Origin of the sequence: Galbibacter sp. (assembly GCF_035306585.1) — a bacterium.
Taxonomy (GTDB): domain Bacteria; phylum Bacteroidota; class Bacteroidia; order Flavobacteriales; family Flavobacteriaceae; genus Galbibacter.
Genome location: NZ_DATGNU010000043.1, coordinates 1 through 14211, shown reverse-complemented (window position 1 = coordinate 14211; position 14211 = coordinate 1). Strand labels below are relative to the sequence as shown.

Genomic DNA, 14211 nt, shown 5'->3' with positions numbered 1-14211 from the left:
ATATAGTAGAAAGAAAAAGGAATTTTTATTAAATTTGTTTATAGAGCTCCCCAAAGTTTTATAGCGAATTATTAAATAAAGTCTAATCTAAAAATAAAGTGAATGAGATGAGAATTACCCTACTTATATTTTTATTTATTCAAATGGCATTCCCTGCTAATGTGGGAGAGGATGCTGAGATAGTGCCCCAAGCAGTAGCTCATGAACAATCTGATTTCAATGCACCCATACTAACTTCATTAAACCTGGACTTAATGTTGGCTTTTTACGCAGCGCCTGTGGAGAATTCTTTAAAGGTCTTTCCAAATCCTGTCAAGCGTAAAGATATGTTACATATTACAACAAATGATCCTGGGACAAAGAAGCTTGCTTTTTACGATATTACCGGAAAGGTGGTGAAGATTTTAGAGACCAATAGGATGGCTTTTTCCTTTAGTGTATCGGATTTGGACAGTGGCGTTTATATTTTAAACATCTCTACCCCTAATTATCAATCCGCTAAAAAGGTAATTGTCCAATAGGAAATCCGCTCATTTTTACCGTTCCATATTGCCTAACAGGATGATAGCCTTTTGTCTGTAAAAGTATCGAAGTGTATAAGTGTTTAACCTTTCTTTTAATTCTTTACACTATATTTTTCGTATTTACTTTGTATTTTTGCACTCTTAATCGAAAAAGAATATTATGATATTACCGATTACTGCCTATGGCGATCCTGTTCTTCGAAGGGTTGGGAAAGATATTTCAAAAGATTATCCAAATTTGGATACCCTTATTGAAAATATGTTCGAAACCATGTATAATGCTTATGGAGTAGGTCTGGCCGCTCCACAAGTTGGGCTCGCTATTCGTTTATTTATAATCGATACGAGTCCCTTTGCCGAGGATGAAGACTTATCAGACCAACAGCGTGCGTTCCTAGCAGGGCTTAAAAAAGTTTTTATAAATCCTAAGATTATTCAGGAGACTGGTGAGCAGTGGAGCTTTAACGAGGGGTGTTTGAGTATCCCGGAAGTTAGAGAGGATGTCTCACGCTGTGAGCGAATTAAAATTGAATACCTTGATGCTGATTTTAACAAAGTGGTGGAAGAATATGATGGCCTGGCTGCTCGTGTGATTCAGCATGAATACGATCATATTGAAGGTATTTTGTTCACAGACAAATTATCAAGTCTTAAAAAGCGATTGCTAAAAGGTAAGTTGGGTAATATTTCGAAAGGAAAAATAAATGTGGATTACAGGATGAAATTCCCAGATGCTAAAAAAGGGAGATAATCATTTTGTTTATTTGCGCAAAGCACAGATATTTGCGCACTCAAAATTTAAAGTGATATATGGGTTTAGAAAAAATATTATCGATTTCCGGGAAACCAGGGCTATATGAACTAAAAGCACAAACACGTAGTGGATTTGTTGCGGAATCTTTAATTGATGGAAAGAAGCTAAGTGTAGGGCTCAAAAACAATGTGAGCTTACTTTCTGAAATAGCGATTTATACCTTGGAAGAGGAGGTTCCTTTGAAAGAGGTCTTTAACAAGATTAAAGAAAAAGAAAATGGCGGTAAAACTCAGATAAGTCATAAGGATCCAAAAATTAAATTGGAAGAATATTTTTTCGAAGTTCTACCAGATTATGATGAGGACCGTGTGTATGCAAGTGATATCAAGAAAATTATTCAGTGGTATAACCTGCTCCACGATAAAGGAATTACAGATTTTGATACCCTGGAGCAAGATGAAGCTCAAGGGAAGCAGGAAGAACAAAATGAGAAAAAGCAGGACGAATAACCTAGTTTTTACTTATTATCATAATAAATAGAGCTGTCATACACTGTTGTAGGATGGCTCTTTTTTTTTAATGCGCCTAGCATGGGCGAAAACTTTAGGGTGAAAGTCCGTAAGCACGCCCTTATAGTGCGCAAATACAAGGATAAGCTGCTGACATACAGTCAATAATTTAACCTTATAACCACTTCTACCACAGAAAATCTGAGCAATGCCGTGATCTAATGTGGTCAGACGAACATCGAAAGGTTTGCACAACCCCTTATGGGAGCGACCAGTAGGGCAGCGTATCCTGGGTGTTGTCTAAGGGTAGATAGTGAATTTAATCCCTTCCGATCTACTTAAATTTTTAAAAAGACTGTAAATTGCAGTCATTTGAAAAAATAAACCTTAAGTCAAAAACAATGAGTAATTCCAGAGAAGCGCAACTGAAAGCATTTGATAGGCTTTTAACCATTATGGATGAGCTAAGAGAGCAATGTCCGTGGGATAAGAAACAGACCATGCAATCTCTAAGACATCTTACTATTGAGGAGACCTATGAATTGGGAGATGCTATTTTGGATAATGATCTAGCTGAGATTAAAAAGGAATTAGGAGATGTTTTACTGCATATTGTTTTTTATGCCAAAATAGGAAGTGAAACCAATGATTTTGATATAGCAGATGTCGCTAATGAAATCTGTGAAAAATTAATTCACCGACATCCTCATATTTATGGTGATATAAAGGTAGAAAACGAAGAGGATGTGAAGCGAAACTGGGAAAACTTAAAACTAAAGGAAGGCAATAAAAGCGTTCTATCAGGGGTGCCGAAAAGCTTACCGGCCTTGGTTAAGGCCAATCGTATCCAGGATAAGGTTGCTGGCGTTGGATTCGATTGGGAAGAACCAGAACAGGTGTATGAAAAAGTAAAGGAAGAATTGGCAGAATTTCAATTGGAGGTCAACAATGGGGATCCGGATAAAATGGAAGCTGAATTTGGTGATGTCTTGTTTTCGATGATTAATTATGCACGATTTCTAAAAATTAATCCAGAGAATGCCTTAGAGAGAACCAATAAGAAGTTTATCCAACGATTCCAGTATTTAGAACAAAAAGCCAAATCCTTGAATAAACCGCTCTGTGAAATGACCCTTGCTGAGATGGATCTTTACTGGCAGGAGGCTAAAACACTTTAGATTTATATCGAATGCTGCAATGGATTTTGGTTGGTAGGATCGGTTTATAAGTGGTCATTGGTGCAAAAGGTGTGCTGCTAATCTTTGCAATTTTTTAACTTTTGAAACCTCCGCATACATTAGGTCGTCGAATGGGTAAGATGTATCTTTGCCGTCTTAAATTTTTGGGATGGTTTTTGCAAAATACACAAAAGAGTTTTCATATAATTTAAAATTAGCGTTTCCAGTTATACTAGGGATGTTAGGACATACCTTTGTCGCTTTTGCCGACAATATAATGGTAGGACAGCTGGGAACTACGGAATTAGCCGCGGTATCACTTGGGAATAGTTTTGTTTTTATTGCGATGTCTTTAGGGATAGGTTTTTCTACGGCTATTACTCCACTGGTAGCCGAAGCTGATGGTGCCAGGGATATTGAAGGTGGGCGATCCTCTTTTAAACATGGCTTGTTGTTGTGTACTGTTATCGGCCTTATTTTATTTGGTCTACTCTTAATTGCAAAACCGCTCATGTACTCCATGGATCAGCCCTTAGAAGTGGTGGAATTGGCCTTACCTTATTTGGATTTGGTGGCTTTTTCTTTGGTACCCCTAGTGGTCTTTCAGGCTATGAAGCAATTCTCTGACGGTCTTTCACAGACGAAATATCCAATGTACGCCACTGTAGTTGCCAATGTTGTTAACATAGGGCTAAATTATCTTTTGATTTACGGTAAATTTGGATTCCCGGAATTGGGTATCATTGGTGCTGCAATTGGGACGTTAGTGTCTCGTTTTGGAATGGTTGCCTACCTATGGTATTTATTTATGAAAAACAATAAGATAAAACCGTATCTAGTCAACTTTAAGTGGCGAATCATCGAGAAATCAATGTTGAAAAAAGTAGCTGATTTAGGGCTTCCTTCGGCCTTACAAATGTTTTTTGAGGTTGGAATTTTTACCGCTGCTGTATGGCTTAGTGGTGTTCTTGGAACCAACCCTCAGGCGGCCAATCAGATTGCCCTTAACCTATCGAGTATGACCTACATGGTTGGCGTTGGATTAAGTGTTGCAGCCATGATACGAGTGGGGAATCAGAAAGGACTCAAAGATTATAAGGAGCTTCGTCGAATTGCGATCTCGGTGTTTTGTCTTACATTTTTAATTGAGGTGGTCTTTGCCTTGTGTTTTATTATTTTTAGAAATTGGCTTCCAACGGTTTATTTAGATCAAAATGATCTGGTAAACTTAGCTGACAATAATCAGGTTATTATGATTGCTTCTCAATTATTATTAGTGGCAGCCTTTTTTCAAATATCTGACGGTTTACAAATTGCCTTTTTAGGGGCGTTAAGAGGTCTTCAAGATGTAAAGGTGCCAACGGCTATTACCTTTGTTGCCTACTGGCTGGTCGGATTTCCAATTTCGTACTATTTAGGACTTAAAACAGATCTGGGTAATATGGGAATTTGGATAGGTTTATTATCTGGACTCACTATTGCAGCAATATTTTTGTATTTTAGATTTAATTATTTATCTCGAAAACTCATTTTGACCAACCCATAGGTGATTCCTCTGGATTGTAACTGTTTAAATTAAACTATAAATGGAACTACCTAAGTTTTTGTTGGGTGATAATACGGACTATCCAACGGCAATATTTATCATACATACGGATTATCCTAGGTTTATTATAAACCTTGAAAACGACCAGGTGGAGTGGCTTGAGGATTTCTCAGCAGAGGATGAAAAGGAATTGTCCATGGAGGCTGAAAATTTAATTCAAGCGGCCAACGATTTTTATGATCGTGAAGTGAACCGATATAACGAATCCTAGCCTTATGGACACCCTAATTAATCTTGATCAAGAATTATTTCTTTATTTAAACGGACTAGGGAGTTCCAGTTGGGATGGGTTTTGGATGTTTATGACTAATAAATGGTCTTCTATTCCATTGTATGTTTTTTTATTGATGCTCTGCCTAGTTAAATTAAAATGGCGAAGAACCCTCCTTGTTTTAGTTTTAGTAGCCCTAATGGTTACGGTATCCGATCAATTGTCTAATGCGTTTAAATATGGATTGGAGCGATTACGACCATGTCACGATGTACTTATCGAGAGCCAGATGCGTTTGGTGAAGTCTTATTGTGGTGGGAAATTTGGTTATTTTTCAGCGCACGCATCCAATTCATTTGTAGTGGTTACTTTCTTTTCTTTGATCTTTAATAGGATTTTTAAATGGTTACCATTTGTTTTGATTATCTGGGGAATGATTGTGGCATATAGCAGAATCTATATTGGGGTTCATTACCCACTTGATGTAATTACTGGTATAACATTTGGAATGTTGATCGGTTTAGTTTTTTACATCCTTTACAAGTGGATTACTAAGCGATTCTTTTTCGTTTAATGGTTGGTAAGGCGAGCGAGATAGTCAAAGTGATCACCCTCTAGGATCAGCTCACACTTGAATCCTGCATTGGCACTTAGAGCGCGCAAACTATTGAAATCTAAATACAACCAGGTAGTGGTCTGGGTGTCCTGTTGGTATTTTAGGGTGTACTCTAATTCTCCGTAATATTCATATGGGGTGTTCACCCAATGTCCACCGTCTTCTTCTTGGTCAAACATATAGATAATATCGGAAGAATCTATTAATATTTGTCCTCCAGGGTTTAAAAGATTTTTTATTTTTTTTAATTTCCGAGTAACATCTCGATATCTTTTAAAGATACCTGTACCATTCATAAGCATTAGGAGGGTATCGAAAGATCCTTGTTGCAAATCAAATACATCTGCGTTTATAACTTTTTTAATGCCTCTATGTTTACAAGTTTCAATGCTTCCTTTGGAGCAGTCAATAGCGGTGACATCCATTTGTCGAACCTCCTGTAGGTATAAGCTGTGGCTTCCACTTCCTGCACCAATGTCCAATACACTTCCTTTACAGAGTGCTAGCGCTTTTTTCTCTATTGGTGGCATTTGATCATAGGTTCTAAAGAGGTAAGACATGGGTAAAATGTCTTCCTCAGATAGGGAAGTCTCAGTGCGAAGGTCTTCTTTTGAAACTCCTGAAAGGTAATTCAATAGCGCTTTGCCGAAAAGATCTTTCATCGAAATAAGGTGGGTTTTAATTTGACAAATAAATGTAAGTGGTCTGGGATCATCTCCAATTTTTTAATCTCTATACCTATACTTTTCGGCCCTTTATTAAAGAAGTTTTTTTAATTTTATTGCAATAGTTTGGGTGAATACGTTTCTCCAGTACTATGGACAGCAAATTAAAGGATATCCTTGATTGCGAACAGTAGGTAAGCAAGTGGTCTATCTTTTAATTAATCTCACCTAAAAATTAAAGGCCTTACAAATATATATATAGTATCTTTGAAAATGCTAAATTTAAAATATATACCATAGAAATCCTATCAATCAAAGCACTTGTACACTTTAAGTGTAGCTACTTGTTTGATTTGATAGCATTGTCTTGTTTTGTAAAAGCGACACTTTCGATGGTGTGGTAGCTAAATCCCAATGGAAAAATTAGTAAAACACCTAACCAAGTGAGACCATAAAAACTTGTACTGGAAAAGACTGCATGGTCCAATGGCTATAGGAATTGATTCTGAATTTCTCCGATAGGGAACTCGTAGCATCCAGTCATATTTTAGACCAGAGCATTGGCCTTTTCTAAGTAAAAGTAATACGGGTGTTAAGCCGGTACTTTTCACTGGAGAACCTAGAACCTCACTGTCGTTAGAGGTGAGCGTATGTCAATTAAAAATTAAAGGAACGCTTTATTCCTACCACCTGGTAGCGGGTAATGGGTTATGTATAGCATATGTATGGAAAATGTAGATTTTCAAAAATATTTAGAGCAGCTTCCACTGCTTGCCAAGAAGAAGTATGCGGAGAATAAAAAGTATTTTGCCAAGTTAAAAAAGAAGCCGCCGAAGGATCTAGATTACCAAATGCAGGAACTCCACCAAGAGACTTTTGCCCATACCAATTGCCTTGCATGTGCCAACTGCTGTAAAACGACAGGACCCTTGTTTACAAGTGCAGATATTACTCGTATTGCCAAACATCTCAGGATGAAGGAACAACAATTCATAGCTACTTATTTGCAAATTGATGAGGATAATGATTATGTATTAAAGGAGCTGCCATGTTCCTTTTTGGACCATGATAACTACTGCATGATTTATGATGTGCGACCCAAAGCATGCCGCGAATATCCCCATACCGATCGAAAAAAGTTCCAGCAAATAGGATCGCTTACCATTAAAAATACTGCTATCTGTCCTGCAGCTTTTGAGATTGTGGAAAAGATGAAAAAGAATCTACCGATGTAGCGACTTTACAATTTTTAAAGCCTCAACCACTTTTTCACCCTATTTTTTTGCTAAAAAAAATAGTATATTGTGGTATGCAACAGTTGATTGAATATTTTGAGACCATTCCATCCTGGGTAAGGAGTTTGATCTTAGTCGGAGGGATTACCTTTTTTTGGATTTTGGAATATGGCCTTCCCCTTTTTAATTTCAATTACAAAAAGGTTAGGCATGCTATTCCCAATATTTTCTTTACCCTGACCACTGTTGTGGTTAATTTCCTTCTGGCTTTTTTGCTTTTAAAAAGCAGTGACTGGGTGAGTGAACATGAATTTGGAATTATTCACCTAGTTTCCCTACCACTTTGGGCTGAGGTACTTGTAGGTATCTTGGTTTTAGACTTTGTAGGCGCATGGGTTGCCCACTGGGTGCAGCACAAAATTAAACCACTTTGGATGTTCCATTTGATTCATCACACCGATAACTTTGTGGATACTACCACGGCCAATAGGCACCATCCTGGAGAGAGTGTAATTCGATTCTTTTTCACGCTTTTAGGAGTTTTAATAGGAGGGATTCCAATAGGGGTGGTTTTACTTTATCAATCGTTGTCAGTTGTATTTGCACAGCTTACTCATGCCAATATTCGATTACCAAAAAAATTAGATACTGCAATTAGCTGGATCCTAGTTTCTCCTGATATGCATAAGGTGCATCACCATTACATGTTGCCTTATACCGATACCAATTACGGAAATATATTTTCCATTTGGGATCGTTTGTTAGGAACCTTTTCTGCCATGAAAAATGAGGACCTAGTCTATGGGATAGACACCTATCCGGATGTGGACTCCAATACTCATATTGGCCGCCTTTTAAAATTGCCATTTCAGAAATACAGAGCACCCGAAGGTGCAAAATTTGAATAATGGTATTTACGACTCTTTGTACAAAAGATACTTTTTCCTAATTTCTTTAAAATTATCCAAATCTTGTTGCCAGCTCTTGCGGATTTCTTCAGCGCTTAGTCCACTTTCAATTTGTTTTTGAAGCGTTGCCGTTCCCGCATGTTTGGTAAAGGAGGAAGTCCTGAAAAACTTTGACTTATCATTGCTGTGTGTATAGGCCTCTATGATCCAGCGTAAATCTACTTTTTTTGGTGGGGTGATTTGACTTAAGTCCCTTCCATAGCACAATTCACCGTTGTGTTTGGGGTCTTTTGAACCAAAATTAGGTTTAGGAGTATAGGTGAAGGTGAAGAATTCTTTGTCTAAAAATGGTGCGCCAAATCGCTGAAATTGAAATTCCGTTCCTCTTCCAGCATTCACGTGTGTTCCTTCAAATAGACCTAAGCTAGGATAGAGTGCTATGGATTGGTCATTTGGAAGGTTAGGGGAAGGGCGAATAGGAAGGCTATAGCTTGATTGATGGGTGTAGTTTTTTAAAGGGATCACTGTTACATCACATTGCACTGCTTCTTTGAGCCACTTCTCACCATTGAGCATCGTTGCGTATTCACCTATGGTGAGCCCATAGACCAATGGAATTGGAACAAGTCCTAAAAAGCTGCTATTTTCTTCATCTAACATTGGGCCATCCACATAAGATCCATTTGGATTGGGACGATCCAAAACAATTAAGGGGATATTGCTCTCAGCGCAAGCTTCCATAACCAAATGAAGGGTTGAGGTGTAGGTGTAAAAGCGAACTCCGACATCCTGAATGTCAAATACCATAAGATCAATGCCTTCTAACTGCTTTTTACTCGGTTTTCTTGAATCTCCATAAAGGGATACTATGGGAAGCCCCGTTGTGGTGTCTTTGTTCCCTACCACATGTTCTCCTGCATCAGCCTCTCCTCTAAATCCATGTTCAGGCGAATATATTTTTTGAACCTTGATATCCAAAGCCAGTAGCGAATCTACCAGATGAGTATAGGTTCCATCATCTTTAAAAACCACCGAGGTGTTATTGGCTACAATGCCCACTTTCTTATCCCTCATTAAGGGAAGGTATAAGGAGGTTTGGTTGGCACCTACAACAATTTTTTGAAGTGTAGCATCAGGGGCTGATTCCACAACCTTTGTTTTTTCTTTTTGGCTACTATTTGCGCACGAAATGATGAGTAAAAACGATAATAATAATGTATTTTTGAAAATCTTAAAGTTTCGCATAGTTTGAATTTAGAATATTTTATTGCTAAACGCCTCATCAAAGGAGGGGGACATAAAAATAGTATTTCAGCACCAATTATAAAAATTGCCATTTCGGCTATTGCACTCGGATTGGTGATGATGCTTATTGCTATCGCCACCGGAGTAGGTCTACAGCATAAAATTAGAGAAAAAATAGCTGCTTTTAACGGGCATGTGCAAATTTATAACTATGACAATAATAATTCAGAGGTCTCCGTAAACCCTGTTTCCATTGATCAGGATTTCTACCCAGAGTTTAAAACCCTTGACGGGATTAACCATGTCCAGGCCGTAGCCACTAAAGGTGGTATTATACGAACCCAGAGTACATTTGAAGGGATTATAGCAAAAGGAGTAGGGCAAGATTATAATTGGGAACCCTTCAGGGAATTTTTAGTGCAAGGACGATTGCCAGATTATTCTAAAAAAAGAAATGAAGAGGTTCTTATCTCCTCCTATTTGGCCAATAGACTAGAGTTTGAGGTTGGTACAGAGTTCTGGGCCTTTTTTCTTAAAGAGGATGTCAATGACATCCCTAATCAAATAAAGTTTACAATTGTGGGGATCTATGACAGTGGATTTCAAGAGTTTGACGCAAACTATTTATTTGTGGATCTCAGGCATATTCAACGGATCAATGGATGGTCTGCCGATCAAATTGGATCCTTTGAAGTCTTTATCGATGATTTTGATAAGATTCGTGAAATGAGTAGGGCGATCTACGGGGTTACGCTCTCTACTCTCGACTCCCAAAGTATTGCAGATAAGTATTACACCATTTTTGAATGGCTCTCCCTTTTTGACTTTAATATAGCGATCATTATTGGTATTATGATCATAGTTGGAGGTATTAATATGATTACAGCCTTGCTTGTATTGATTCTTGAGCGTACTCAAATGATCGGTATTCTAAAAGCATTAGGGAGTAATAATTGGAGTATTAGAAAACTTTTCCTCTACAATGCTGTTTATCTAATTGCAATTGGACTCTTTTGGGGGAATCTCATCGGTTTAGGACTCCTATGGCTCCAAGATGCCTTTGGGTTTATATCATTAGATCCTGCCTCTTATTATGTGTCCCAAGCGCCTGTTTATATTCATCCAATGCACGTTGTATTGCTCAATATAGGAGTATTGTTACTTTGTTCATTAATGTTGCTACTTCCATCCTATATTATCACCAAAATTTCGCCAGCTCGTTCCATTAAATTTGAGTAAACAATACGGCATTGTTTTGTGAACTATTGGTGCTTTTATGGATTATTTAGTAACTTTCAATAAATTCAACCATCGCTATGAAAAGAAGACATTTTATTCAGTCCACTGGGATGATTACCGCTACGGCATTTTTAGCCTCACCCAGTTATTTATTTGCCAAAAAAAGAAGGAAATTAGGGGTTGCATTAGTCGGATTAGGATATTATAGTACCGATCTATTAGCACCCGCATTACAACTTACCCGACATTGTGAACTCAAAGCCATCGTCACTGGAAGTCCTGAGAAGATTCCGATATGGCAGACCAAATATGGTATTGAAGACAAGAATGTCTACAATTACCAAAACATGCATACCATAGCGGATAATGAGCAGATCGATGTGGTTTACATTGTGCTTCCTCCAGCGTTACATGCGAAATATAGTATTATTGCCGCTAATGCAGGTAAACACGTCTGGTGTGAAAAACCTATGGAAATTACCGCTAAAAAATGCCAATCTATTATAGATGCCTGTGCTAAGAATAATGTTAAATTATCCATCGGCTATCGCATGCATCATGAGCCCAATACTCAAACAATTATGAAATGGGCAAAAACCACACCTTATGGAAAAATAAACCATATCTACGCCGAGGCTGGATATTATGAAAGTCGCATTTCCCACTGGAAACAAATCAAAGAATTAGGGGGAGGGGCAATGTATGATATGGGAGTATATCCCCTTAATGCCATCCGTTACACCAAGGGATTGGAACCAATTGCTGTGAGTGCTAGACATCAAACCACGAGACCAGAAATTTACCATGAGGTGGATGAGACCACTTTATTTGATTTTAAATTTGAAGATGGTTCTACCGCCAGTGGAAAAACAAGTTTTGGTGAGAACATCAATAATTTGAAAGTTGATTGCCAACATGGAAATTATTTTTTACGTCCATTCCAGTCTTACAAAGGCGTATCTGGAGCCACTAGTGATGGAACCATGCTTAAAGCCTTTCAAGGAAATCAACAAGCCAAACAGATGGACACCGATGCCCTAGCTATCATAGAAGACACCGATGTATTAGTTCCTGGAATCGAAGGTTTAAAAGATATTGCCATCGTGGAACAGATATACAAGTCGGCTCGAAATAACGGGGAATGGATCACTCTGTAGATTTAAACATGTTGATTTTGAGTTAAATAATACTTAAACTGATTGTGATTCATTAATTAATTCGTTAAATTTAAGAATCTGTTTAAGAGCCCCAAATTAAATTTTTTTATTAATCTTTAAATCAATTATTATGGGGCAAGAATTACATCATGATTCACCTGTTTTAATCTATGCACTTAAAGCTATAGTCTTTTTATTGATTGCAGTTTTATCTGGAGTAGTCATCTCCACAGTGCTTGCTATTTTGGGCACTTTGAAGTAGATTATTAAAAGGATCGAATCCGAAAAAGTTCTTAGCCTATTTTTTAGGTTAAGAACTTTTTTGCTTTCACTGTAATTTTTTCTTCTATTTTTTTGAGGCTAAAAAAAATAGTTTCAAATTTGCTGTAACTACATGGATGATTTCTCTCCGATAAGAAGGAATAGTAAAGTATCACATTTAAATTATAATTTCACAATGTCAGTATTGGAAAAATTAAGTTCCCAAAGTGCTATTGCACTCGAAGAAAAGTATGGTGCGCATAACTATCATCCTCTACCTGTTGTTTTAAGTAAAGGAGAAGGAGTTTACATGTGGGATGTTGAAGGGAAAAAATATTACGACTTCCTCTCCGCCTACTCGGCCGTTAATCAGGGGCATTGTCACCCTCGTATTGTAGCGGCGATGACTCGGCAAGCTAAAACCCTTACCCTTACCTCAAGGGCCTTTCACAATGATATGTTAGGGCGATTTGAGGCCTATGTGACTTCGTATTTCGGCTTTGATAAGGTCTTGCCTATGAACACTGGGGCAGAGGCTGTGGAAACAGCTATAAAAATCTGTAGGAAATGGGCATATGAGAAAAAGAACATTCCAGAGCAACAGGCAAAAATAATCGTTTGCGAAAATAACTTTCACGGTAGAACGACCACCATCATTTCATTTTCTAACGATGCAGATGCCAGAGAGAATTTTGGTCCTTATACTCCTGGATTTATCAAGATTCCATATGATGATCTTACAGCACTTGAAAAAGTGCTTAAAGAGCAAGAGCATATAGCAGGTTTTTTAGTGGAGCCTATTCAAGGAGAGGCTGGTGTATATGTGCCTTCTGAGGGCTATTTGAAAGGAGCAAAGCAGCTTTGTGAAAAACATCAGGTATTGTTTATTGCGGATGAAATTCAAACTGGAATAGCTCGTACAGGGGAGATCCTAGCCGTAGACCACGAAGAGGTTAAACCTGATATGCTAATCCTTGGCAAGGCCATAAGTGGAGGGGTATATCCCGTTAGTGCGGTACTTGCTGATGACCATATTATGGAAGTCATTAAACCTGGACAACATGGAAGTACCTTCGGTGGTAATCCAGTTGCTGCCGCGGTAGCAATGGAAGCCTTAGCGGTAGTTAAGGATGAACAACTCGCCGATAATGCCCAGAAATTAGGGGTGCTCTTTAGAGAAAAACTACAAGAATATATCGAAGGAAGTTCCATAGTTAGCAAGGTTCGGGGTAAGGGGTTGTTAAATGCTATTGTGATCAATGATAGCGATCAAAGTGATACTGCCTGGAACATATGCTTAAAACTAAAGGACAATGGGCTACTGGCCAAACCAACTCATGGGAATATCATTCGGTTTGCACCGCCTTTAGTAATGACACAAGAGCAGTTGTTAGACTGTGTATCTATTATTATTAACACCCTAAAGGAGTTCGAGGTTTAAATCCATTGAGAACCCTTTTATATAAGCTTTAAATTCCCGGTACAAACGTATCGGGTTTTTTTTCTTCCAATAGTTGTTTTATTCTTTAGAATAGGGTTTTAAGTCATTAAATTCTAACATACTCTTAAGAGTTTTGGGTTTTATTATCCGGGATATTCTTTATAATTTCGCTATTTAGAATTAGTTTAAATAAATTGAAGATATCTCAGCTCATTATACTGTTATTCTTGTTGGTAATACTATCAATTTTTGTTGGGGTAACCGATATTTCCCTATTGAATTTTCTAAAGTGGGATGAGCAACAGAAGCTCGTGATGGTAATCAGTAGAATCCCTAGAACAGCGGCTCTTATTATAGCAGGTGTTGGAATGAGTGTTTGTGGTCTGATTATGCAGCAGATGACCCAAAACCGCTTTGTTTCTCCCACCACCGCGGGTTCGTTAGACGCGGCTAAGATGGGGATTTTGGCCTCCTTGATATTTATACCTCAAGTGGGTATCTGGTTCAAATCTCTTTTCGCTTTTGGCTTTACCTTTTTGGCCAGTATTATCTTTTTAAAAATAGCCGATCGTATTCGCTATAGAAACGTCATTTTCATCCCAATTGTCGGATTGATGTTCGGAGGAATTTTAAATTCTATCACCACCTTTTTTGCCTATAAA

The 14211-nt window shown here is 37.9% G+C and carries 15 protein-coding genes; 13 read left to right on the top strand and 2 right to left on the bottom strand.

Translation table 11 applies throughout. From position 1 onward, the window contains the following. Window positions 1-107: 107 nt before the first annotated feature. From VKY50_RS04450 to VKY50_RS04420, 7 genes are all read left to right on the top strand, one after another. Window positions 108-521: a T9SS type A sorting domain-containing protein gene (locus VKY50_RS04450; RefSeq protein WP_324299271.1), complete on the top strand. Its 414-nt coding sequence runs from the start codon at window positions 108-110 to the stop codon at window positions 519-521. Between the two features lie 163 nt (window positions 522-684). After that, complete coding sequence (def, locus tag VKY50_RS04445; RefSeq protein ID WP_324299269.1) at window positions 685-1275, top strand: peptide deformylase; 591 nt, start codon at window positions 685-687, stop codon at window positions 1273-1275. 59 nt (window positions 1276-1334) lie between these two features. Further along, window positions 1335-1787 (top strand): DUF5606 family protein, encoded by a 453-nt coding sequence (locus tag VKY50_RS04440; RefSeq protein WP_324299267.1) that lies wholly within the window; start codon window positions 1335-1337, stop codon window positions 1785-1787. A 401-nt stretch (window positions 1788-2188) separates the two neighbouring features. Further along, window positions 2189-2965: a nucleoside triphosphate pyrophosphohydrolase gene (gene mazG / locus VKY50_RS04435; protein WP_324299265.1), complete on the top strand. Its 777-nt coding sequence runs from the start codon at window positions 2189-2191 to the stop codon at window positions 2963-2965. Window positions 2966-3134: 169 nt separating this feature from the next. Beyond that, window positions 3135-4511, top strand: coding sequence for an MATE family efflux transporter (locus VKY50_RS04430; protein ID WP_324299263.1), 1377 nt, complete (start codon window positions 3135-3137; stop codon window positions 4509-4511). Between the two features lie 40 nt (window positions 4512-4551). Next, the gene (locus VKY50_RS04425; protein WP_324299261.1) at window positions 4552-4782 is read left to right on the top strand and encodes a hypothetical protein; all 231 of its coding nucleotides are present in this window, start codon (window positions 4552-4554) and stop codon (window positions 4780-4782) included. Between the two features lie 4 nt (window positions 4783-4786). Next, a complete protein-coding gene (locus VKY50_RS04420) occupies window positions 4787-5356 on the top strand; it encodes a phosphatase PAP2 family protein (protein WP_324299259.1) in 570 nt (189 codons plus the stop codon). Here VKY50_RS04420 and VKY50_RS04415 read toward each other — a convergent pair. Continuing rightward, on the bottom strand, window positions 5353-6060 hold the full coding sequence (locus VKY50_RS04415; RefSeq protein ID WP_324299257.1) for a class I SAM-dependent methyltransferase: 708 nt from the start codon (window positions 6058-6060) through the stop codon (window positions 5353-5355). The genes VKY50_RS04420 and VKY50_RS04415 overlap by 4 nt on opposite strands. Window positions 6061-6788: 728 nt before the next feature. Here VKY50_RS04415 and VKY50_RS04410 point away from each other — a divergent pair. Beyond that, window positions 6789-7298: a YkgJ family cysteine cluster protein gene (locus VKY50_RS04410; RefSeq protein ID WP_324299255.1), complete on the top strand. Its 510-nt coding sequence runs from the start codon at window positions 6789-6791 to the stop codon at window positions 7296-7298. Between the two features lie 74 nt (window positions 7299-7372). After that, on the top strand, window positions 7373-8206 hold the full coding sequence (locus VKY50_RS04405) for a sterol desaturase family protein (RefSeq protein WP_324299253.1): 834 nt from the start codon (window positions 7373-7375) through the stop codon (window positions 8204-8206). Window positions 8207-8212: 6 nt separating this feature from the next. On the opposite strand, the gene VKY50_RS04400 is transcribed toward VKY50_RS04405, so the two are convergent. Beyond that, entirely contained in the window at window positions 8213-9451 is a 1239-nt protein-coding gene (locus tag VKY50_RS04400; RefSeq protein ID WP_324299251.1) for an exo-beta-N-acetylmuramidase NamZ family protein, read from the bottom strand. A 3-nt stretch (window positions 9452-9454) separates the two neighbouring features. On the opposite strand from VKY50_RS04400, the gene VKY50_RS04395 reads away from it, so the two are divergent. From VKY50_RS04395 to VKY50_RS04380, 4 genes are all read left to right on the top strand, one after another. Beyond that, on the top strand, window positions 9455-10690 hold the full coding sequence (locus VKY50_RS04395; protein WP_324299249.1) for an ABC transporter permease: 1236 nt from the start codon (window positions 9455-9457) through the stop codon (window positions 10688-10690). A 77-nt stretch (window positions 10691-10767) separates the two neighbouring features. Next, window positions 10768-11847 (top strand): Gfo/Idh/MocA family protein, encoded by a 1080-nt coding sequence (locus VKY50_RS04390; RefSeq protein WP_324299247.1) that lies wholly within the window; start codon window positions 10768-10770, stop codon window positions 11845-11847. 457 nt (window positions 11848-12304) lie between these two features. Continuing rightward, window positions 12305-13549 (top strand): ornithine--oxo-acid transaminase, encoded by a 1245-nt coding sequence (gene rocD, locus VKY50_RS04385; RefSeq protein WP_324299245.1) that lies wholly within the window; start codon window positions 12305-12307, stop codon window positions 13547-13549. 194 nt (window positions 13550-13743) lie between these two features. Then, on the top strand, window positions 13744-14211 hold a 468-nt coding region (locus tag VKY50_RS04380), incomplete at its 3' end, for an iron chelate uptake ABC transporter family permease subunit (protein WP_324299243.1).